Source organism: Mycobacterium malmoense (assembly GCF_019645855.1).
Taxonomy (GTDB): Bacteria; Actinomycetota; Actinomycetes; order Mycobacteriales; family Mycobacteriaceae; genus Mycobacterium; species Mycobacterium malmoense.
In genome coordinates, this window is sequence record NZ_CP080999.1 from 5,050,126 (window position 1) to 5,071,934 (window position 21,809).

The following is a 21,809-nucleotide window of genomic DNA, read 5'->3' on the forward strand; positions in this document are numbered from 1 at the left end:
GCCAGTTGCGTTACCGCCGGTAAGCCTGTTGCATCGGCGTTGTGGGCGAAGAGGTCAAGCGCACCACGTATGACCGCGCGCATCGGCAGGAATACCGGCGCAAGGTAGGGCTATGCCTGGACGTCTTCACGACGATGCTGGCGCAGTCGCGTTTCGATTCGGACCGGCCGCTCACCGGCATGGAGATCGAATGCAACCTCGTCGACGCCGACTATCAGCCGGCCATGTCGAATCGGTACGTGCTGGACGCCATCGCCGATCCGGCCTACCAGAGCGAATTGGGCGCCTACAACATCGAATTCAACGTGCCACCCCGGCCGTTGCCCGGACACACCGGCCTGGACCTGGAGGCCGAGGTGCGGGCCAGCCTGAACGACGCGGAGACCAAGGCCAACTCCAGCGGGGCCCACATCGTGATGATCGGGATCCTGCCCACGCTGATGCCCGAACACCTTGACGAGGGCTGGATGAGCGAGTCGACGCGGTATGCGGCCCTCAACGACTCGATCTTTTCCGCCCGCGGCGAGGACATCCCGATCAACATCGCCGGCCCCGAGCCGCTGAGCTGGCGCGCCGCGTCCATCGCGCCCGAATCCGCTTGCACCAGCATGCAATTGCACCTGCAGGTAGCCCCGGCGGATTTCGCCGCCAACTGGAACGCGGCCCAGGCGCTGGCCGGCCCGCAACTGGCGCTGGCCGCCAACTCGCCCTACTTCTTCGGCCATCAGCTGTGGTCGGAAACCCGCATCGAGGTGTTCGCGCAATCCACCGACACCCGGCCCGAGGAGCTCAAGTCCCAGGGGGTGCGACCGCGGGTGTGGTTCGGCGAACGGTGGATCGGCTCCGTCCTGGACCTGTTCGAAGAGAACGTCCGCTACTTCCCGTCCCTGCTGCCCGAGGTGTCCGACGAAGATCCGGTCGCCGAGCTGGCCGCCGGGCGCACCCCGCACCTCGCCGAATTGCGCCTGCACAACGGCACCGTGTACCGGTGGAACCGGCCGGTGTACGACGTCTTGGAAGTGGACGGGATCCGGCGCCCGCATCTGCGGCTGGAGAACCGGGTGCTGCCGGCCGGGCCGACCGTCGTCGACATGCTGGCCAACTCGGCCTTTTACTACGGCATGCTGCGTAGCTTGTCCGAGGACGAGGACCCGGTGTGGAACAGGATGAGTTTCGCTGCGGCGCAAGCCAATTTCCTCGAGGCGGCCCGTCACGGCATCGATGCCCGGCTGCGCTGGCCCGGTCTCGGCGAGGTGACGGCTCGAGAACTGGTGCTGAACCCCTTGCTGCCGATGGCCCACGAGGGGCTGCGCCGCTGGGGTGTCGACGCCGAGGTGCGCGACCGGTTCCTGGGTGTGATCGAGGGCCGCGCCAGGACCGGCCGCAACGGCGCGAGCTGGCAGGTGTCCACCGTGCGTACGCTGGAGGACGGCGGCATGAGCCGTCCGGCGGCACTGGCCGAAATGCTGCGGCGCTACTGCGAGCACATGCACACCAACGAACCGGTGCATACCTGGGACACATAACAGCGTGGAGGGGAAGCTATGTCGTCCGAAATCATGGACTGGGACAGCGTGTACCGCGAGCAGGGCGGATTCGGGGGCCCGCCGCCGTGGAACATCGGCGAGCCGCAGCCGGAATTGGCGGCGCTGATCGCCGCGGGCAAGTTCCGCAGCGACGTGCTGGACGCCGGCTGCGGGTTCGCCGAGCTGTCGTTGGCCCTGGCCGCGCAGGGCTACACCGTGGTGGGCATCGACCTCACGCCGACCGCCGTCGCGGCGGCCACCAGGGCGGCCGCCGACCGCGGGCTGACCACCGCCAGCTTCGTGCAGGCCGACATCACCTCGTTCAGCGGCTATGACGGTCGGTTCAACACGGTGGTCGACAGCACGCTGTTTCACTCGCTGCCGGTCGAGGACCGCGACGGCTACCTGAGCGCGATACGCCGGGCGGCCGCCCCGGGCGCCAGCTATTTCGTGCTGGTGTTCGCCAAGGGCGCCTTCCCCGCCGCGATGGAACCCAAGCCCAACGAGGTCGACGAGGGCGAGCTGCGCGCCGCGGTCAGCAAGTGCTGGGAGATCGACGAGATTCGGCCCGCCTACATCCACGCGAACATTCCCCAGGTCTCCGATGCGCCGTTCGAATTTCCGCCGCACGACCGGGACGAAAAGGGCCGGATGAAGCTGCCGGCCTACCTGCTGACCGCACACAAGGCCGCCTGACGGTTACCTGGCCGCTGTCACTCCAGCGTGACACTCGGCACCCGCCGCCACTCTGGCGTGACGCTCGGCGTCAAGGGGAGGTCGCCGCGGTCGCGGCGATCAGCGCCTCGGCGAAGGTCTCCAGGTCGCCGGCCGTCGTGTCGACGTGCGGCGAGATCCGCAATACCGGCGCGGTGAGCTCCAGGGGCGCCCGCTGCACGCCGACGAAGGTGGTCAGGATTCGCCGTTCGGTGAGCAGCCAGTCGCGCACCGCCCGCGGATCGGCACCGTCGACCGGGGCCAGGGTGGTGATCGCGCTCGGCTCCTCGGCCTCCTCGACCACCGCCCACCCCGGCACATCGGCCAGCACCGTGCGGCTGATGCCGCCCAACTCGGCCAGACGCGCGCGCACCGCCTCGGGTCCCTGCGCCAGATGTTCCCCCAGCGCCAACGAAAAACCCACGCGCGCAGCGATATTGGCTTCGCCGAACTCGAGTTGTTGGGCCACCGTCGTCGGTGACGCCCACTCCGGTGCCGCCAGCCTCGGGCGCAAGCGCTGCATCAGATCAGCGCGCACCGCGAGGGCGCCCACCCCGCGCGGCCCGGCGATCCACTTGCGCGACGACGCGTACGTCACGTCGGCGCCCACCGCGCAGTCCACCTGACCCAGCGCCTGGGCGGCGTCCACCACCAGCGGCAGCCCCAATTCGCGGCAGAGTTCCGCGACCATCGCCAGCGGTTGCACCACGCCGCTGTGACTGGCCACCGCTGTCAGGTGGACCAAATCGGGCGGGTCGTTCTGCAGGGCGAAGGCGGCGTCGTCGAGCGCGACCCGGCCATCCTCCAGGGCCGGCAACGGCCGGCGGTCGAATCCGTGGGCGGCCATCATGGCCAGGTTGGGGCCGTATTCGCCGGGCAGGCAGGCCAGCGTCCTCCGGTCCGCCGGCCAGCCGCCCAGCAGCAGATCCAAAGCGTTCAGCGAGCCGGTGGTGAACACCACCTCGGCGTCCGGCGTGCCGGAGAGCGCGGCGAACGCGACACGTCCGGCGTCGAGCACGGGGGTGGCCGCCTCGGCCGCGACGTACCCACCGACTTCGGCCTCGTTGCGCGCGTGCCGGGCGGTGGCGTCGATCACCGCGAGGCTCTGCCGCGAGCAGGCCGCGCTGTCCAGGTGCAGCCCGGCCACCGGGGGGCGGGCCGCCCGCCATCGGTCGGCCAGCGAACCGCCGTCGCTCACTTGACGGGCTTGACCGCTAGTGAGAGCCCGAAGTCGCCCGCGTCGTCGGTCCACCACTGGATGCGACGCAGCCCCGCACCGGCCAATTCGGCGCTCACCCCGTCCGGGCGGAACTTGCACGACACCTCGGTGAGCATTTCCTCGCCCTCCGCGAAGTCGACGGTCAGGTCGAGCGCACCCACCCGCACCCGCTGGCGACCGCCGGCGCGCAGCCACATTTCGATGCGTTCCTCGCGCGCGTTCCAGCGGGCCACGTGCTCGTAGGCGTCGACGTCGAAATCGGCGTCGAGTTGCCGGTTGATCACCGCCAGCACGTTGCGGTTGAACGCCGCCGTCACCCCGGCGGCGTCGTCGTAGGCGCGCACCAGCCGCTCGGTGTCCTTGACCAGGTCGGTGCCCAGCAGCAGGCTGTCCCCGGGCCGCATCACCCCGGCCAACGTCGAGAGGAACTCCGCGCGCGGCTCGGGCGTGAGATTGCCGATCGTCGACCCCAAGAACACGAACAACCGCCGCCCGCCGCCGGGGATCTCGGTCAGGTGTTCCTCGAAATCCCCACAGACGGCGTTGATTTCGACGCCCGGGTATTCGCGCTGGATGGCCGTCGCGGTCGCGGACAGCATGCCGGCGTCGACGTCGAACGGCACGAATCCGCGCAGCGATCCGCGATCGCGCAACGCGTCCAGCAGCCGCCGGGTCTTCTCCGACGTGCCGGCGCCCAACTCGACCAGGGTGTCGGCCCCGCTGGCCGACGCGACCTCGGCCGACCGGGCGCGCAGGATCTCGGCCTCGGCACGGGTCGGGTAGTACTCGGGCAGCCGAGTGATCTGGTCGAACAGTTCGCTGCCCACCGAATCGTAGAACCACTTGGGCGGCAACGACTTCGGAGTCCCGCGCAGGCCCACGGACACGTCACGGCGCAACGCGTGATACGCCGAGTCGGCGGCGAGGTGGTTGGACAGCGTCAGCGTCATCGAGATCCTTTCGGTGGTCCAAATGGGTCCAAAGAAGAAACCGTGACCCGCTGCGGCGTGACTTCGACGAGGTGACGGTCCGGCACGTCCTCCCAGTCCGGGTCGTCGTCATACGGCTCGCTGGCCAGCACCACACCGTCGTCGCGGCGCAGGATGGACAACGTGTCTCCCCACGCGGTGGCCAGCAGCCGAGAGCCATTGGCGGCCAACACGTTAAGCCGTGCGAGAGGATCGGCCGTCCCGATCTCGACGATCGTGTCGCCCAGCGCGTCGAGCCCGCGCGCGAAGACGGTGGCCGCGAGCACGGCGCTGTCGCAGACCGATTCGGCCGACGAGGTCGGCGGCAGCACGGCGCGGTCGACAATGCCGTTGTGCGACAACAGCCACCGGCCGTCGGTGAACGGCGCCGTCGCGCTGGCCTCGATCGGCATGCCGACGCTCGCCGAGCGCACCGCGGCCACCACGCAGTGGCTGCGCAGCGCCGGTGCGACCGAGCCGAACGACACGTCGCCCCATAGCGGCGCCGAGCTGCGCCAGCGCCGCGGCGTGTCACCTTTCAAAGAGCGATGGAAAAACCCGACGCCCCAACCGTCGGCGTTGAGCAGGCCGTGCTTTTGCCGGCGCGGGGCATAGGACTGCACCCGAAGACCGTGCGGCGGATCCAGCACCAGGGAAGCGACCGAGACGTCGGCACCCAGCCAGCCGAGGTGACGGCACATCAGGCGGGATCCTCGACGGGCCACGCCAACCGGACGCCGGAGAAGATCTGGCGGCGGTACGGATGGTCCCAGTTGCGGAAACTGGGCCGCAGGATGGCGGGCTCCACGGCCCACGAGCCGCCCCGCAGCACCCGGTAGTCGCCGTCGAAGAACGGTTGCGAGTAGCGCTCGTAGATCATCGGGACGAAACCCGGCCAGGGCCGCAGCGGCGAGGAGGTCCACTCCCAGACGTCGCCCAGCATCTGCTCCACCCCGTAGGCCGACGCGCCGGCCGGGTAGGCGCCGACGGGCGCCGGACGCAGCGCGTTGCCACCCAGGTTGACAAGGTTTTCCGCGGGATCCGTTGCACCCCACGGGTAACGACGCCGGGAACCGGTCGCCGGATCCCACGCGCACGCCTTCTCCCACTCCATCTCGCTGGGCAGCCGGGCACCGGCCCAGGCCGCATAGGCCTCGGCCTCGAAGTAGCTGACGTGCTGCACCGGCTCGTCGGGGGGAACGTCTTCGACGTAGCCGAACCTGGCGCGGGTTCGCCCGTCGGGACTCCAGAACTGCGGCGCGGTCAGGCCCGCGCTCTGCCGGTGTTGCCAGCCGCGCTCGGACCACCAGCGCGGCTGGTCGTAGCCGCCGTCGTCGATGAACTGTCGCCATTCGCCGTTGGTGACCGGAACCCGGCCGATCCGGAACGCGGGTAGGTCGACGACGTGGGCGGGGCGTTCGTTGTCCAGCGAATACGGTTCGCTCGCGGCGTCCACGCCCAGCACGAACGGGCCGCCGGGGACCAGCACCGACGTGCCGGCCACCGCCGGGCGGCCGGCCGGCACAATCGACGCGTCGCGCAGCAGCGGGGCGCCGGGGCGCAGGTTCAACGCCTGCAGCATGGTCTCGTCGTGCTGGTTTTCGTGGCTGACCACCATGCCGTAGACGAAGCCGTCGCCGCCTTCGGGCAGGGCATCCAGGGCGTCCAGCGCCGCGGACCGCACGGTCCGGCAATACGACCGCGCCCGCTCGGGGGACAGCAGCGGCAATTCGACGCGGCTGGCGCGGGAGTGTTCGAAGGCGTCGTAGAGTCCGTCGACGGCCGGCGGCAAAATCCCGGGCCGGGCCGGATCGCCGCCGCGCAACAGCCACAGCTCTTCTTGCTGGCCGATGTGCGCCAGGTCCCACACCAGCGGGCTCATCAGCGGGTCGTATTGCCGGCGTAGTTCGGCGTCGTCGAAGTCCACCAGCCGCAACGTCCGCGTCCGCGCGCGCGCCAAATCGTCGGCAAGCTTGTCCCGGAGAGTCACGGGCCCCCTTGCGTCAATCGCGCGGCCCTCGAAACCTCTGCCGCGATGCCGTGCTCGATCACTTGGTCGGAAAAGTCGTCGCCGGGACATCGGCCCTGCTCGACGCTGCCGACCAGCCGCTGCATCGCGTCGGTGAGCTCGGCCGGCGCCCTCTCGGCGGCGACGGCCACACACGTGTTGGCGGCCTCATACAGCCGCCGGTCACGCAGACCGACCCGGGCCGCGGTGTCCCAGGCGGTGGCCACCGGTTCGACGGCCTCGGCCGCGATGTCGGCGGCGACCGGGTCGTCGAGCAGGGCCACCAGCGTGAACACCACGGCGGGCCAGAAGGCGTCCGGGGCGCTGTCGAGGTAGCGGATTTCCAGCCACCGCCTCGGGCGCACCGGCGGGAACAGTGTGGTCAGGTGGTATTCCAGGTCGGGGATGGTCGGGCGGCGACCGCCGAGCAACACCCGGCCGTCCACCCAGTCGGCGAAGGGCACCCAATGCGTGACCGCCGCCGCGTCCGGGTTGTGCACCAGCATCACCGGGGCCTTGAGCGCGTAGCGCGCCCAGTCGGTGGCGGGGTCGTCGCCGCTGGCACCCAGGATGGGCCCACAGCGCGCCGAGTCCATCTGGCCCCACACCCGCTGCCGGGTGGAGACCCAACCGGTGAACTCGCCGCCCAGCATCGGGGAGTTGGCGGCGATCGCGATCATCGTGGGCCCCAGCGCGTGCGCCAGCCGTACCCGCGCCGCCCATCCGTCCTGCGGCCCGGCATCCAGATTGACCTGAATCGACGCGGTGGACGTCATCATCGCCGCGCCCGCTTCCCCGGAGCGGCTGGCACCGAAGAACTGTTCCATGGCGCGGTAGCGCGCGCCCGGGTTGACGCGCTTGGGCGGCCGCAGCGGATCCGCCCCGAGGAAGACCAAGCCCAGCCCGGCGTCGGCGAAGGCCGACCGGAGCACGGCCTGGTCTCGATTCATCGCACCGATGGCGGCCACCACGCCGTCGATGGGCGGCCCGGACAGTTCGACGGCGCCGCCCGGTTCCACGGTGATCCGGCTGCCGCCGGGCAGAGCCGGCAGAACGCCGAGGACCTCGCTGATCTCGTCCCAGCTTGGCCTGCGGTAGGGGTCCGCCGGGTCGTGACAGTGCCCTTCCATCTCCAGGCCGACGCACCGCACGGGGGAATCCCGCAGGCAGCCGTCGGCGATGTAATGCGCGGCGGCCGAGGAGTCGGCGATCTCGGCGGTATCCGGTTGCGCGGCGGCGCTGATAGCGGCGAGCGTCATATCACGATCCCTTCGGGCCCGAACATGCCCGAACGTGGCCTGCGGACCGCTTGTTGCGCAGCTAACGGAAAAATAATCGCCACTACTTCATCTCGCGGACTGCCCCGAAATATTCCCGTCTCCGCCGGACTGTCCAGTCACGGCCTACCGGAATCCACGCTACTGACCCAGCGCGTTCTGCATAGCCCCGGCCAAGACGTTGACCGCGGGACCGGCGTTCCCAGACTGGCAGACTTTGGCTTGCAGCAACACGTTTTCGCGCAGCCTGGTTTGATCGAAGCACCGGCGGTCGGTGCCCGCTTCCTGCTTGGTCCAATTCGCGTCGACACCGGTCGCCGGCCCGCCGTCGAACGACCACACCTGGGTGATCCCGTTGTCCAGGTGCATCGCCGTGGTCTGTCCCGAGCAACCAACGGTCCGGTCCACGACCCGATGGAAGGCCCGGCCCGCGGCGTCGTCGGTGGCGAAGACCCCGATCGCCTGTTTGACGTAGTGGGTCTGATCGTTCGCCGACGTCTGGGTGGTGGCTCCGTTGAACGACGCCAGATCCGGGTCGTCATACACCTCGGGCAGCCCGATGTCCGCCCAGTTGTTGCACACCGGGACATCGACCGAATAGCTCTGGAACGGCTGGGTGAACACCGATTCCCATCCCATTGGCCCGCCGACAATATTGCCGACCGATCCCTTGCCGAGGACCGCGTAGTTCACCACGCCCGGGTCCGACGGGTGAGCGGCCGCGACCGGGATGCCCAACGCTCCCCCGACCGCCACACCGACGGTTGCCACCGCGGTGGAGATCCGCATCGCTGGATCCAATCGCCCGCGCTAGACCTTGGCCGACACGTCGACGTCGACGTTGCCCCGGGTGGCCTTGGAATACGGGCACACCTGATGGGCCTGGTGCACCAAGTCGTCCGCGACGCTTTGTTCCAGGCCCGGAAGGTGGCCGACGACCTTGCCGGTGAGCCCGAATCCGCCCGCGGAATCCTTGCCGAATCCGATCTGGACGGACACGCTGGTCGCGTCGTCGAGCTTGACCTTCGACCTGCCGGCCACCAGCCGCAGCGCGCCCAGGAAGCAGGCGGCATACCCGGCGGAGAACAACTGCTCGGGATTGGTGCCTTCGCCGTTGCCGCCCATCGCCTTCGGCGGCCGGGTGTCGAGGTCGATGCGGCCGTCGTCGGACTTCACGTGGCCGTCACGGCCGCCGCCCGTCGCGGTGGATTCGGTGGTGTACACGACTTCGATGGTCATGGATCCCGATCATGCCAGGGCCGCCGCTTTCCAGCGAACATCGAGTTGCTGGGCCGAATCGCCCGACAACTCGATGTTGGATCGCCTACTGGCCTAATCAACTCGAGTTGGCCCGCACCCCTTCTTCGACCAACTTGCCCAGATCGGGGTCGACGTTGCGCCAGTACTCGAACACCCGTGACAGCACCGGCTCCTTGACCCCTTTGCAGACGTGGCCAACGATGTTGTGCACCAAGCGTTCCCGGGCCGCGTCGTCGAGCACCTCGCGGACCATGGTGCCCGCCTGTCCCCAGTCGTCGTCCTCGGCGTGCAGCGTGTACGCGGCGCGGATCATCTGCCCGTCGGCGTGCCAGTGCACCTCGGCGGCGCGGGCCGGATCGGCCTGCGGGCCGCCGTAGGAGTTGGGCGCATACACGGGATCGGAGACGTTCTTCATCCGCATGGCGCCGTCCTTGGAGTAGCTGTTCACCTCGACCTTCGGCGAGTTGACCGGGATGTGCTTGTAATTGGTTCCCAGCCGTGCGCGATGCGCGTCGGCGTAGGAGAAGCCGCGAGCCAGCAGCATCTTGTCCGGGCTCAGCCCGGTGCCGGGCACGATGTTGTTCGGCTCGAAGGCGGCCTGCTCGATCTCGGTGTGGTAGTCGGTGACGTTGCGGTCCAGCGTCATCCTGCCGACCTCGATCAACGGGTAGTCGGCGTGTGGCCACACCTTCGTCAGGTCGAACGGGTTGAACCGGTAGGTCTTGGCCTCCTCGAACGGCATGATCTGCACCTTCAGCGTCCAGCTCGGGTAGTCGCCGCGCTCGATCGCCTCGTAGAGGTCGCGCTGGTGGTAGTCGCCGTCCTCGCCGGCCAGCCGGTCGGCTTCCTCCTGGGTCAGGAACTCGACACCCTGGTCCGTCTTGAAGTGGTACTTCACCCAGAAGACCTCGCCGGCGGCGTTGATCCAGCTGTAGGCGTGGCTGCTGTAGCCGTTCATGTGCCGCCAGTTCTTCGGGATGCCGCGATCCCCCATCAGCCAGGTGACCTGGTGCGCCGACTCCGGCGAGAGCGTCCAGAAGTCCCACTGCATGTTGTTGTCGCGCACGTTGCTGGCCTGCAGGCGCTTTTGGGACCGGATGAAGTGCTGGAACTTCAGCGGGTCACGCATGAAGAAGACCGGCGTGTTGTTGCCGACCATGTCGAAGTTGCCCTCGGTGGTGTAGAACTTCAGCGCGAAGCCGCGCGGGTCCCGCCAGGTGTCCGGGCTCCCGCGCTCGCCGGCGACGGTGGAAAACCTCGCCAGCATTTCGGTCTTGGTCCCCGGCTGGAATACCGCGGCCCTGGTGTACTTGCTGACGTCGTTAGTCACCTCGAAGTGGCCGAACGCGCCGCCGCCCTTCGCGTGCGGTTGGCGTTCCGGGATGCGCTCCCGGTTGAACATCGCCATCTGCTCGATCAGGTAGTGGTCCTGCAGCAGGATGGGGCCGTCGGGACCGATGGTCAGCGACTGGTCGTCACTGGGTGCAGCGATGCCGGCGTCATTGGTGGTGTAGCGCTCCGTCATTTCGCCATCTCCTCGTTAACTGGGCTGAAGTCACGGCAGTTCAACGGCGAGCGGTATCCCGCTGTCGAATCTGACTCGGCGGCAATGACTTTCAGACCTCAGTATGCCCCTTCCCTGGGACGGGTCAAGAAAAGATAGGCACGCTTAAGGGCGCGGCGCCGGAGTGTTGGGGGCTGGGCTCGGTGCACTGGTCGTCGGCAACTGGCCGGGGCCACCCGGGCCGCCCGGCCCGAAACCCGGCGGCGGCGCGAAACCCGGCGGCGGCCCGAACGGCGGCGGCACGAACATCCCCGGGCCGCCGGGACCGTCGAATTGCCACGGGCCACCGGGACCTCCCGGGCCGCCCGGGCCACCGGGACCGCCGGGGCCGAACATCGGGCCGTGGTGGTATCGGTACTGGCAGTGATGGTTGAACCCCACGACCATGGCACCGGCGAAGAAGACGGTCGCGAGGATAAAAACGATGCCCGCGACGATCACCACCCACGCCGCGGCCAGATAGATCCTGGGGGGCTTGACTCGCTCGTGCGGTGGCGGTGGCGGTGGCGGTGACTGGGGTGGCTGTGGAGTTCCGGCGGCGGACGGCGGCGGCGTTGACGGCTGGGGTGTTTCGGTCATGTATTGAATAGTGCCCCGGCAATCAACCGCGATAACAGACCCCGGCGACAAAAGTTGCTGTGAATTGCGCCCAACGCGGGCGCCCATGGATAGGGCCCGCAATGAGGCATAGCCCGGCGTTCGGTCGAGCGCCGGGCTACTTGGTTGCGGGTTGACGACCCCACGGGGGTGCTCCTACCACCCCCGTGGGCATGTTGCCTACGGCGTCCGAGGCGGAACTACCGACGACGGAATCTGACTGGGTCCCGGGGCGCCGGGCGTCACAGACGCAGCCCCACCCGGTGGAATCGCCTCCGGTCCGCCCGGGCCACCCGGACCGCCCGGGCCGCCGAATCGGTGCGGATGCATGAACATCGCGTGGTGTTTGTGGTGGTGGTGGAAGCCGCCGTGATGACCGGCATGCCTGCCGAGCGTGAAGCCGCTGAAGAAAATGACCGCGACGATGAACACGATCCCGGCGACGATCGCGACCCAGGCCGCGACTTGGAAGACCCTGGGGGTCCGGTGTGGCGCTGCCTCTGTCGACGCAGGCGCCGGCGCAGTTGCGGTTGAAGTCCGCACGGTTGGGGTGTCAGATGTTTCACTCATGAGACACATGATGCGGGCGTTAACAACAGTTATGGCTATGCGCTACTTAAGTAAAAGCTGTGAGCTCAAAGCTCGCCCTACGTGCTAAACGGCATGCCCTTCGCGTTGTTCCCCAACGAGCGGAAAGCCGGAATGACCGCGCCATCAACCCACCGTCCTCCACATCAACCAGGACAAACGCGTCGTCGTTGACGAGGCTGGCCGCGCGATGGAGGAATTCCTCGTGTTGGCTGACGAGCACGGCGGCGTGCACGTCTGGCTGTCCGATCTCGAGTCAGACGGGGGCTGCTGGGCCAGATGCGCGCCGAGGGCACCGAGTTCCGGCCCGGCTGAAATTAGCCCTCCGAGCCGGGCTTGAACGGGTTGACCGCAAACTGGATCACCCGGTAGGGCGCGCTTACCCGGGCGCGGGTGTCCCACTGGCTGACGAAAATCCGCAGCTCATCGAGGGTGGAGCCGGGTGATATGTAGCCGCCGTAGGGTTGTGCGAGCCGGTTGTCGTAGGGCGGCGGCAGGCTTTCGGCGGGTTCGGGCCACTCGTCGTGTTGCACCACCGTCGTCACGGGCGCGGTGCCCAGCTCTGTCGGGTCGTTGGCCACCCGGACCTCCATGTTGCCGGTGCTGGCGTTGAAATACGACAGCACCGCCTTGCCGTCGATCTCCCTGATGGACATCTCGCCCACCTGGTCGGGCCACAGGGGCGTCGGCGGCTTGTTCCACCCGCCCTCGGGTCCCGACGCCCAGCCCTGCCACCGGGACCGGTCGGTGAACGTTTGCGGCGTGGCCCGGTACAGCAGCACCGGGTCCTGGCGGGTGAAGCTGTTGGCCACGATGTAGACCCAGCCGGTCGGCGAATCGGCGCTGGGGATCGGGTCGTAGTAGCCGCTGATCTGCGTCTGCGAGCCGCCCTGGTAGGACGCGACGCGGCGGGACCCCGCAACGGTCTGCCAGCCGCCATGCGCCGGCTCCGGCGTCACCAGCCGCGAGTTCAGCGGCACGAGGTTGCGGGTCGTGGTCACCATCAGGTAGTTGCGCCGGTTGATCTGGACCACGCCGGCGGGCAGCTGCGAGTCCCCCGGCGGCGTGGGGTCGGCCAGCAGCGGTTTGCTGATGCCGGTGACGCCGGTGTAGCGCACCCCGGCGGGGTCGTCGACCGACGCGGTGTCGACGTGCAGCGCGACCGGCGAGTACCAGCCGCCGAACCCGACACCCTGGCCGGCGAAGCTGTCGCCGCAGACCTGCAGCAGCTCGGTGGGGAACTCAATGAACTCACACAGGTCGGTGGCGCCGATGCCGTAGTCCCGGGTGGGGGTTCCGGTGCCGGCCGTCGGGCCGATCCGCAGCACCTGACCCGGTGCCAGCGGCTGCAGGATGGGCTCCGGCTCCGGAGCTGGCGGATCGGCACGCGCGGCATCGATCCAAACAGCTTGCGGCACAAGCAAACACATCACCGACGCGACCAACGACGGGCACCGCGTGACCAGGCGAGTGTGACCGGAACTCACCCGCGGATCACAATGCTGGGCGTATTTCGGCGGCCAACAGCTCGGCGATCTGGATGGTGTTGAGCGCCGCTCCCTTGCGCAGGTTGTCGCCCGAGACGAACAGCGCCAGGCCTCGCCCATCGGGCACCCCCGGGTCGTGCCGGATGCGCCCGACCAGCGATTCGTCGACACCGGCGGCCGCCAGCGGCGTGGGCACATCGACCAGCTTGACACCCGGTGCGCCCTCGAGCAGGTCACGGGCCCGCTCGGGCGAGAGCGGCTGGGCGAATTCGGCGTTGATGGACAGCGAGTGCCCGGTGAACACCGGAACCCGCACACAGGTGCCGCTGACCCGCAGGTCGGGGATGCCGAGGATCTTGCGGCTCTCGAAGCGCAGCTTCTGATCCTCGTCGGTCTCCCCGGAATCGTCGTCCACCAGCGATCCGGCCAGCGGCACCACGTTGAACGCGATCGGCGCCACATAAGTCTTGGGGGCCGGGAACTCGACCGCGCCGCCGTCGTGCACCAGCCGCTCGGCCTCGCCGACCACCGCACGCGCCTGGGTGGCCAACTCCTCGACACCGGCCAGGCCGCTGCCGGACACCGCTTGATAGCTCGACACCACCAGACGCACCAGTTGAGCCTCGTCGTGCAGCACCTTGAGCACCGGCATCGCGGCCATGGTGGTGCAGTTCGGGTTGGCGATGATGCCCTTGGGCCGGCGATGCGCGTCGCGTGAGAAGTTCACCTCGGAGACCACCAACGGCACGTCCGGGTCCTTGCGCCACGCCGAGGAGTTGTCGATCACCGTGACTCCGGCCGCGGCAAACCGCGGCGCCTGCACCCGCGACATCGCCGCGCCGGCGGAGAACAACGCGATGTCCAGCCCGGTCGGGTCCGCCGTCGCGGCGTCTTCGACCTCGATCTCCTGGCCGCGGAACGCGAGCTTGCGGCCCTGCGAGCGGGCCGACGCGAAAAACCGCACCGTGGTCGCCGGGAAGTCCCGCTCGTCGAGCAGCGTGCGCATCACCTGGCCCACCTGACCGGTGGCACCCACGACGCCGATCGCGACCATCTACCGGCCCGTCCCCGCATACACCGTCGCCGACTCCTCGCCGCCGAGCCCGAACGCCTCGTGCAGCGCGACGACCGCCTTGTCCAGTTCGGTGTCGCGGCACAGCACCGAGATGCGGATCTCGGAGGTGGAGATCAGCTCGATGTTGACGCCCACGGCCGCCAGCGCCTCGCAGAAGGTCGCGGTGACTCCGGGATGGCTGCGCATGCCCGCCCCCACCAGCGACACCTTGCCGATGTGGTCGTCGTAGAGCAGCTGGGTGAACCCGATTTCGTCCTTCAGCGAGTCCAGCTTCTCCACCGCGGTGGGCCCGCTGTCGCGGGAACAGGTGAAGGTGATGTCGGTCCTGCCGTCCTCGACCTTGGAGACGTTCTGCAGCACCATGTCGATGTTCACGTCGGCGTCGGCGACGGCCCGGAAGACCTTGGCAGCATAGCCCGGGATGTCGGGCAGCCCGACGATGGTCACCTTGGCCTCGCTGCGGTCGTGTGCGACTCCGGTGAGGATGGGGTCTTCCATGGGTTTGTCCTTGATCGATCCGGTTACGAGGGTGCCCGGCTTATCCGAGTACGACGACCGGACGTGCACCGGAATGTTGTAGCGGCGAGCGTATTCCACGCACCGCAGCATGAGTACCTTGGCGCCGCAGGCCGCCATCTCGAGCATCTCCTCGAAGGTCACCGCGTCCAACCTGCGGGCGTTGTGCACGATCCTCGGGTCCGCGCTGAAGATGCCGTCCACGTCGGTGTAGATCTCGCAGACGTCGGCGCCGAGCGCGGCCGCCAACGCGACCGCCGTGGTGTCCGAGCCACCGCGGCCCAGCGTGGTGACGTCTCGGGTGTCCTGGCTGACGCCCTGGAATCCGGCGACCAGCACGATGCGCCCCTCGTCGAGCGCGGTTTGCAGCCGCCCGGGCGTGACTTCGATGATCTTCGCGTTGCCGTGGGTGCCGGTGGTGATCACCCCGGCCTGCGAGCCGGTGAACGAGCGGGCCTGTGCGCCCAGCGATTCGATCGCCATGGCCACCAGGGCGTTGGAGATGCGCTCGCCGGCGGTCAGCAGCATGTCGAGTTCCCGCGGCGGCGGGGCCGGGCAGACCTGCTGGGCCAGGTCCAGCAGGTCGTCGGTGGTGTCACCCATCGCCGACACCACCACGACGACGTCGTTGCCCTGCTTCTTGGTCGCGACGATGCGCTCAGCCACGCGGCGGATCCGATCGGCGTCGGCCACCGAGGATCCGCCGTACTTTTGCACGACGAGCGCCACTGTTTCTCTTCCCCACTGCGGTTAGGTCCACAACAGAATACGTGCCGGTGCATCTCGGTTTTTTTGGCGCGAGCGTGCGCAGTTGTACACCTCACGCGGCGTGTCGCCGTACAAACACGCACGTTCGCGGTTTTGGCCTCGGGGCTGCTGGCGGTAGAGTTCACCGCGTGCAGCGGGTGCTCCTCCTCGGACGCCGCGACGGGGTCTGATCCAGACCGGCTTCCCGTCGCGGGTGTTCGCGATGCGCCGGTCTGAGGTTCCTTCTGATACCCCGGAGCAACTACCGTGACCAATCCTGATTCCCCCGACGCCTACAGTTCGGCCCGTACCGTCGTCAAACCCGCCGGCCCGGCCGCGCCCGACCAACCCACGTGGAATCCCCAGCGCGGGTCGTCGATGCCGGTCAGCCGGTACCGGCCGTTCGGCGAGGAAGTCGAGCCCATCCGGCTTCCCGACCGCAGCTGGCCCGACCGCGTCATCACCCGCGCGCCGCTGTGGTGCGCCGTGGATCTGCGCGACGGAAACCAGGCGCTGATCGACCCGATGAGCCCGGCACGCAAGCGCCGCATGTTCGAGCTGCTGGTGTGCATGGGCTACAAGGAGATCGAGGTCGGATTCCCGTCGGCCAGCCAGACCGACTTCGACTTCGTCCGCGAGATCATCGAGCAGAACGCCATTCCCGACGACGTCACGATCCAGGTGCTGACCCAGTGCCGCGACGAGCTGATCGAGCGCACCTTCGAGGCATGCGAGGGCGCGCCGCGGGCCATCGTGCACTTCTACAACTCGACGTCGATCCTGCAGCGCCGCGTGGTCTTTCGCGCCGACCGGACCGCCGTGCGGGAGATCGCCGTTCAGGGCGCGCGCAAGTGCGTCGAGGAGGCCGCCAAGCATCCGGGCACGCGGTGGCGGTTCGAATACTCGCCGGAGTCTTACACCGGCACCGAGCTGGAATACGCCAAGCAGGTCTGCGACGCCGTCGGCGCGGTGATCCGACCGACGCCGGACAACCCGATCATCTTCAACCTGCCCGCCACCGTGGAGATGGCCACGCCCAACGTCTACGCCGACTCCATCGAGTGGATGAGCCGCAATCTGGCAAACCGGGAGTCCGTCATCCTGAGCCTGCATCCGCACAACGACCGCGGAACCGCCGTCGCCGCAGCCGAATTGGGCTATCAGGCGGGTGCCGACCGGATCGAGGGCTGCCTGTTCGGCAACGGAGAACGGACGGGGAACGTCTGCCTGGTGACGCTGGGGCTGAACCTGTTCTCCCGCGGCGTGGACCCGCAGATCGACTTCTCCAACATCGACGAGATCCGCCGCACGGTCGAGTACTGCAACCAGCTGCCGGTACACGAGCGTCACCCCTACGGAGGTGACCTGGTCTACACCGCGTTCTCCGGCAGCCATCAGGACGCCATCAACAAGGGCCTTGACCAGATGAAGCTGGATGCGGACGCCGCAGATGTCGACATCGACGACATGCTCTGGCAGGTGCCGTATCTGCCCATCGACCCCAAGGACGTCGGGCGCACCTACGAGGCGGTGATCCGGGTCAACTCGCAGTCCGGCAAGGGCGGGGTGGCCTACATCATGAAGGCCGACCACGGCCTGGCCCTGCCGCGACGGCTGCAGATCGAGTTTTCCCAGGTGATCCAAAAGATCGCGGAGGGCACTGCCGGCGAGGGCGGCGAGGTCTCGCCGAAGGAAATGTGGGACGCGTTCTCCGAGGAATACCTCGCCCCGGTGTGGCCGCTGGAGCGGATAAAGCAGCGGGTCGAGGCCTCCGAGGATGACGGCGGCAGCACCAGCGTCGCCGCGACCGTCAAGATCAACGGCGAGGAGACCGAGATCAGCGGTATCGGCAACGGTCCGCTGGCCGCATTCGTCCACGCGCTGGGCAAAGTCGGGTTCGACATAGCCGTCCTGGATTACTCGGAGCACGCGATGAGCGCCGGCGACGATGCCCAGGCGGCGGCGTATGTCGAGGCTTCCGTGGCGATCGCGAGCGCGGCACAGCCGGGCGAAGCGGGTCGACACGCAGACAACACCGTGGCGATCGCGAGCGCGGCACAGCCGGGCGAAGCGGGTCGACACGCGGATGCCCCGAGACGAACCGTGTGGGGCGTGGGTATCGCTCCGTCGATCACCACCGCGTCGCTGCGGGCCGTGGTCTCGGCAGTCAACCGCGCTTCCCGAAATTAGGGGCGCGGACGATCAGAACAGCGCGAGCTGGTCCTCAACCGCGCCGACGCTGGTGAATTCCTCCATGCCGGTGCCGCCGACGACGGCACCAACGCAGTCCATGAACTGCGCGTCGGAAACCAACGGCACTCCCAATTGCCGGGCCAGATAGCCTTTGCCGTACTCGGGGGTGGCTTCATTGCAGACCACCAGCGAGGTCTCACGGTCGACCACGTCGCTGTAGGCCAGCCCGGCGTGCAGGATCCGCTCGACGAGCTCCTCGTGGGTCCGTGCCACCTCGGCGGCCAACGCGACCCGCATGCCCTGCACCAGCGGCCTGCCGGCGACGTACCGGCCCGGATTGAAATACGGGCACGGCATCCGCGACGCCAACACCTTCAGCGGCCGAAGCTCGTCGTGGGTCACCCGGCCGTTCGGCCACCGGCGCCGGGTCACCGGATGTATCGGCAGCCAGACGTCGCGTTCGCGCGCCAGCTCGAGCGCCGACGCCAGCACCCCGGTCAACACCCGCGCGTCGTCGAAGGCGTCGTGCGGCCGTTCCTGAGTCACGCCCCAGTGCGAGGCCAGCGTCTCCAGCCGCAAATTGTCGATCCCGAGGTCCAGCCGCCGGGCCAGCTCGACCGTGCACATGACGGTGTCGACGGGAAGTTCGGCGTCGGCGAGCTCGGCTTCCGCGGCCAGAAACGCGTAGTCGAACGCGACGTTGTGCGCGACCAGTGTGCGGCCACTCAGCACCTTGACCACGTCACCGACGATGTCGACGAACTCCGGCTGGTCTTCGAGCATCGCGGCGGTCAGGCCGTGCACGTGGGTGGGACCGGGGTCCACCCCCGGGTTGAGCAGGCTGACGACGGACTGCTCCACTTGCCCGTCGGCGGCGAGGCCGAGCACCGCAAGGCTGATGATCCGCGCCTGCCCCGGCCGAAAGCCCGAGGTCTCGACATCGATGACGGCCCAGCCCCCGTCCAGCTCGCGGGCCGGTCGACCCCAGGTGTGGCTCATGGCTTGAGGATGGCACGTCTGACCGACATCACGGGGTCGCTGCGCATTCGTGTCGGCCGTTAAGTCGATGAGGGCGACCCGCCACGCCCGGCACAAAGCGCCGCGCTCGCGATCGCCCTAACCCCCACCAGGGCGACCCGCCACGCCCGGCACAAAGCGCCGCGCTCGCGATCGCCCTAACCCCCACCAGGGCGACCCGCCACGCCCGGCGCAAAGCGCCGCGCTCGCGATCGCCCTAAACTGCGCGGGTGGTTACCACCCGCGCACGTCTGGCCCTGGCCGCGGGGGCGAGCGCACGCTGGGCGTCGCGGGTGACCGGGCGCGGGGCCGGAGCGATGATCGGCGGCCTGGTCGCGATGACCCTGGACCGCTCGATCCTGCGTCAGCTCGGGGCGGGACGGCGCACCGTCGTCGTCACCGGCACCAACGGCAAGTCGACGACCACCCGCATGACCGCGGCCGCGCTGTGCACGCTGGGCGCAGTCGCAACCAACGCCGAGGGCGCCAACATGGACGCCGGTTTGGTGGCCGCGCTGGCCGCCGACCGGGGTGCCGAGCTGACGGCGCTGGAGGTCGACGAGATGCACGTGCCGCATGTTTTAGACGCGGTCGATGCCGCCGTCGTCGTGCTGCTCAACCTGTCGCGCGACCAGCTCGACCGGGTCGGCGAGATCAACGTCATCGAACGCACGCTGCGGGCCGGCCTGGCCCGGCACCCGAAGGCGGTCGTCATCGCCAACTGCGACGACGTGCTCATGACGTCGGCCGCCTACGACAGCCCGAACGTGGTGTGGGTGGCCGCGGGCGGCGCGTGGGCCAACGACTCGGTCAGCTGCCCGCGCAGCGGCGAGGTCATCGTCCGCGATAAGGGGCATTGGTACTCCACCGGCGCCGACTTCAAGCGCCCCAGCCCGCAGTGGTGGTTCGACGGTGAGACTCTGTACGGCCCCGACGGGCTGGCCCTGCCGATGCGGTTGGCGCTGCCCGGCGCGGTGAACCGCGGCAACGCCGCTCAGGCCGTCGCCGCCGCCGTCGCGCTGGGCGCGGATCCTTTGAAAGCGGTGGCGGCGGTCTCCAGGGTCGACGAGGTCGCCGGACGCTACCGCACGGTCCGGATCGGCGCGCACGAGGCGCGGGTCCTGCTGGCCAAGAACCCGGCCGGCTGGCAGGAGGCGCTGTCGATGGTGGACAAGCGCGCGGCCGGGGTGGTCATCTCGGTCAACGGACAGGTGCCCGACGGCGAAGACCTGTCGTGGCTGTGGGACGTGCGGTTCGAACACTTCGAGCACACGGCGGTCGTCGCCGCCGGCGAACGCGGCACCGACCTGGCGGTGCGCCTCGGGTATGCGGGCGTCGAGCACACCCTGGTGCACGACACCGTGGCCGCCATCGCGTCGTGCCCGCCTGGGCGAGTGGAGGTCGTCGCCAACTACACCGCGTTCCTTCAGCTGCAGCGAGCGTTGGCGCGCCATGGCTGACTCGACAGTGCGGATCGGGCTGGTGCTGCCCGACGTGATGGGCACCTACGGCGACGGCGGCAACGCCGTGGTGCTTCGCCAGCGGTTGCGGCTGCGCGGGATCGCCGCCGAGATCGTTGAGGTCACGCTGGCCGATCCGGTGCCGGAGTCGTTGGACCTGTACACGCTGGGCGGCGCCGAGGACTACGCGCAGCGGCTGGCCACCAGGCACCTGCTTCGGTACCCGGGCCTGCAGCGCGCGGCGGAGCGAGGCGCGCCCGTGCTCGCGATCTGTGCGGCCGTCCAGGTGCTGGGGCACTGGTATGAGACGTCGTCGGGGGAACGGGTCGACGGCGTCGGCATGCTGGATGCGATCACGTCGCCGCAAGATAAGCGCACCATCGGCGAGCTGGTCAGCAAGCCGCTGCTGGCCGGCTTGACCCAGCCGTTGACCGGTTTCGAAAATCACCGCGGCGGCACCGTCCTGGGGCCCGCGGCGGCACCGCTGGGCGCCGTGGTCAAGGGCGCGGGCAACCGCGCCGACCCCCCCGGCAATGGCTTCGACGGCGCGGTGCAGGGCGCCGTCGTCGCCACCTACATGCACGGCCCGTGCCTGGCCCGCAACCCGGAGCTCGCCGATCTGCTGCTGACCAAGGTGGTGGGTGAGCTGGCGCCGCTGACGATGCCCGAGGTGGAATTGTTGCGCCGCGAACGACTCGCGGCCCGCTAGGGCCGCCAGCCCCTGGCGCGCAGCGCGCCACGCACCCGGGTGACGATCTCGTCGGGGTTGTCCTCGGCGATCACCCGGACGACGATCCAGCCCAACTCGGCGAGCTTCCGCAGCCGCCACTGGTCTTTGACATACCTGCGGCGGTCGGTGCGGTGTTGGTCGCCGTCATACTCGGCCGCCACCTTGAATCGCTCCCAACCCATATCGAGCACGCCAACCGGCCGCCAGTTCTCATTCACCGGTATCTGTGTTTCCGGCGTCGGCAACCCGGCGTCGATCAACAGGAGCCGCAGCCAGGTCTCTTTGGGCGACGCCGCGCCGGGGTCGACCAGCGGAAGCGCCGTCCGTAGCCGCCGCAGGCCGCGGGCGCCCGGGTACCGCTTGGCCAACAGCAACACGTCTTCCGTCGAGAACGGCGTGGCGCGCATCAGCGTGTCGAGCCGGGCAACGGCCTGCCCCCGCGGCAGGCGCCGGCCCAGGTCGTACGCGGTCCGTGCCAGCGTAGTGACAGGAAGTCCGGCGACGCGGGTGACCTCGTCGTCGCCCAGTGTCTCGTCCCGAGCCACGAGCCCCCGCGGCGGCCTGGTGTTGGCCCAGATCAGCTCGATCGGGACGTCGTCGTCGATCCATTGCGCGCCATGCAGTGCGGATGCGGCGATGCCGGCGATCACGGCCCTGCGCCGCGACCACAACCACGCACCTACGGTCCGGTCGCGCAACGAACAGCTGTCGCCCTTCGGGGCGTACACACCCGGATAAACGGGACGGTACCAACGTCGCAACTCATGCCGGGTCACATCCCCGCTACCGATGAACGCCACCGCCATGGCCCGCAATGGTCGCATCGGGGACCGACAATTCGCCGAGCCTGTAAATCTGCAGAG

The 21,809-nt window shown here is 68.9% G+C and carries 20 protein-coding genes; 5 read left to right on the plus strand and 15 right to left on the minus strand.

The genetic code is table 11. The annotated features are described in order from the left end of the window. Positions 1–41: 41 nt before the first annotated feature. Positions 42–1,526 carry a glutamate-cysteine ligase family protein gene (locus tag K3U93_RS23395; RefSeq protein ID WP_083010127.1) on the plus strand — a complete coding sequence of 495 codons (1,485 nt, stop codon included), beginning with the start codon at positions 42–44 and terminating at the stop codon, positions 1,524–1,526. Positions 1,527–1,544: 18 nt separating this feature from the next. After that, entirely contained in the window at positions 1,545–2,222 is a 678-nt protein-coding gene (locus K3U93_RS23400; RefSeq protein WP_083010126.1) for a class I SAM-dependent methyltransferase, read from the plus strand. Positions 2,223–2,292: 70 nt separating this feature from the next. Here the strand turns inward: K3U93_RS23400 and egtE are convergent, their stop codons facing one another. From egtE to K3U93_RS23465, 13 genes are all read right to left on the minus strand, one after another. Continuing rightward, complete coding sequence (gene egtE / locus K3U93_RS23405) at positions 2,293–3,438, minus strand: ergothioneine biosynthesis PLP-dependent enzyme EgtE (RefSeq protein ID WP_083010125.1); 1,146 nt, start codon at positions 3,436–3,438, stop codon at positions 2,293–2,295. After that, positions 3,435–4,409: an L-histidine N(alpha)-methyltransferase gene (gene egtD, locus K3U93_RS23410; protein WP_083010124.1), complete on the minus strand. Its 975-nt coding sequence runs from the start codon at positions 4,407–4,409 to the stop codon at positions 3,435–3,437. Before egtD ends, egtE begins: the two co-directional genes overlap by 4 nt. Then, complete coding sequence (gene egtC / locus K3U93_RS23415) at positions 4,406–5,128, minus strand: ergothioneine biosynthesis protein EgtC (protein ID WP_083010123.1); 723 nt, start codon at positions 5,126–5,128, stop codon at positions 4,406–4,408. The genes egtD and egtC overlap by 4 nt, the downstream gene beginning before the upstream one ends. Continuing rightward, on the minus strand, positions 5,128–6,417 hold the full coding sequence (egtB, locus tag K3U93_RS23420; RefSeq protein WP_083010122.1) for an ergothioneine biosynthesis protein EgtB: 1,290 nt from the start codon (positions 6,415–6,417) through the stop codon (positions 5,128–5,130). The genes egtC and egtB overlap by 1 nt, the downstream gene beginning before the upstream one ends. Continuing rightward, a complete protein-coding gene (gene egtA / locus K3U93_RS23425) occupies positions 6,414–7,694 on the minus strand; it encodes an ergothioneine biosynthesis glutamate--cysteine ligase EgtA (RefSeq protein ID WP_071512975.1) in 1,281 nt (426 codons plus the stop codon). Before egtA ends, egtB begins: the two co-directional genes overlap by 4 nt. Before the next feature lie 159 nt (positions 7,695–7,853). Further along, complete coding sequence (locus K3U93_RS23430; RefSeq protein WP_083010121.1) at positions 7,854–8,501, minus strand: sensor domain-containing protein; 648 nt, start codon at positions 8,499–8,501, stop codon at positions 7,854–7,856. A 21-nt stretch (positions 8,502–8,522) separates the two neighbouring features. Further along, positions 8,523–8,951, minus strand: coding sequence for an organic hydroperoxide resistance protein (locus tag K3U93_RS23435; protein WP_083010120.1), 429 nt, complete (start codon positions 8,949–8,951; stop codon positions 8,523–8,525). 97 nt (positions 8,952–9,048) lie between these two features. Continuing rightward, positions 9,049–10,497, minus strand: a complete 1,449-nt coding sequence (locus tag K3U93_RS23440) for a catalase (protein WP_083010119.1) — start codon at positions 10,495–10,497, stop codon at positions 9,049–9,051. Between the two features lie 144 nt (positions 10,498–10,641). Next, positions 10,642–11,115 (minus strand): hypothetical protein, encoded by a 474-nt coding sequence (locus tag K3U93_RS23445; RefSeq protein ID WP_083010118.1) that lies wholly within the window; start codon positions 11,113–11,115, stop codon positions 10,642–10,644. A 198-nt stretch (positions 11,116–11,313) separates the two neighbouring features. After that, the gene (locus tag K3U93_RS25120) at positions 11,314–11,712 is read right to left on the minus strand and encodes a hypothetical protein (RefSeq protein WP_139796853.1); all 399 of its coding nucleotides are present in this window, start codon (positions 11,710–11,712) and stop codon (positions 11,314–11,316) included. A 326-nt stretch (positions 11,713–12,038) separates the two neighbouring features. Further along, the gene (locus tag K3U93_RS23455) at positions 12,039–13,151 is read right to left on the minus strand and encodes a DUF4185 domain-containing protein (RefSeq protein WP_083010224.1); all 1,113 of its coding nucleotides are present in this window, start codon (positions 13,149–13,151) and stop codon (positions 12,039–12,041) included. Between the two features lie 64 nt (positions 13,152–13,215). Next, positions 13,216–14,262 carry an aspartate-semialdehyde dehydrogenase gene (locus tag K3U93_RS23460; RefSeq protein WP_083010116.1) on the minus strand — a complete coding sequence of 349 codons (1,047 nt, stop codon included), beginning with the start codon at positions 14,260–14,262 and terminating at the stop codon, positions 13,216–13,218. Further along, a complete protein-coding gene (locus tag K3U93_RS23465) occupies positions 14,263–15,528 on the minus strand; it encodes an aspartate kinase (RefSeq protein WP_071512969.1) in 1,266 nt (421 codons plus the stop codon). A 285-nt stretch (positions 15,529–15,813) separates the two neighbouring features. On the opposite strand from K3U93_RS23465, the gene leuA reads away from it, so the two are divergent. Then, on the plus strand, positions 15,814–17,736 hold the full coding sequence (gene leuA / locus K3U93_RS23470) for a 2-isopropylmalate synthase (RefSeq protein ID WP_083010115.1): 1,923 nt from the start codon (positions 15,814–15,816) through the stop codon (positions 17,734–17,736). A gap of 12 nt (positions 17,737–17,748) precedes the next feature. On the opposite strand, the gene K3U93_RS23475 is transcribed toward leuA, so the two are convergent. Continuing rightward, positions 17,749–18,738 carry a DEDDh family exonuclease gene (locus K3U93_RS23475; protein ID WP_083010114.1) on the minus strand — a complete coding sequence of 330 codons (990 nt, stop codon included), beginning with the start codon at positions 18,736–18,738 and terminating at the stop codon, positions 17,749–17,751. Positions 18,739–18,986: 248 nt separating this feature from the next. Here K3U93_RS23475 and K3U93_RS23480 point away from each other — a divergent pair, with 248 nt between their 5' ends. Both K3U93_RS23480 and K3U93_RS23485 read left to right on the plus strand, forming a co-directional pair. Continuing rightward, positions 18,987–20,216 carry a Mur ligase family protein gene (locus tag K3U93_RS23480; RefSeq protein WP_083010113.1) on the plus strand — a complete coding sequence of 410 codons (1,230 nt, stop codon included), beginning with the start codon at positions 18,987–18,989 and terminating at the stop codon, positions 20,214–20,216. Beyond that, positions 20,209–20,925, plus strand: a complete 717-nt coding sequence (locus tag K3U93_RS23485; protein ID WP_083010112.1) for a type 1 glutamine amidotransferase — start codon at positions 20,209–20,211, stop codon at positions 20,923–20,925. Before K3U93_RS23480 ends, K3U93_RS23485 begins: the two co-directional genes overlap by 8 nt. Here the strand turns inward: K3U93_RS23485 and K3U93_RS23490 are convergent. Beyond that, positions 20,922–21,752, minus strand: a complete 831-nt coding sequence (locus K3U93_RS23490) for a hypothetical protein (protein WP_083010111.1) — start codon at positions 21,750–21,752, stop codon at positions 20,922–20,924. The two genes, K3U93_RS23485 and K3U93_RS23490, sit on opposite strands and share 4 nt — an antisense overlap. Positions 21,753–21,809 lie beyond the last annotated feature (57 nt).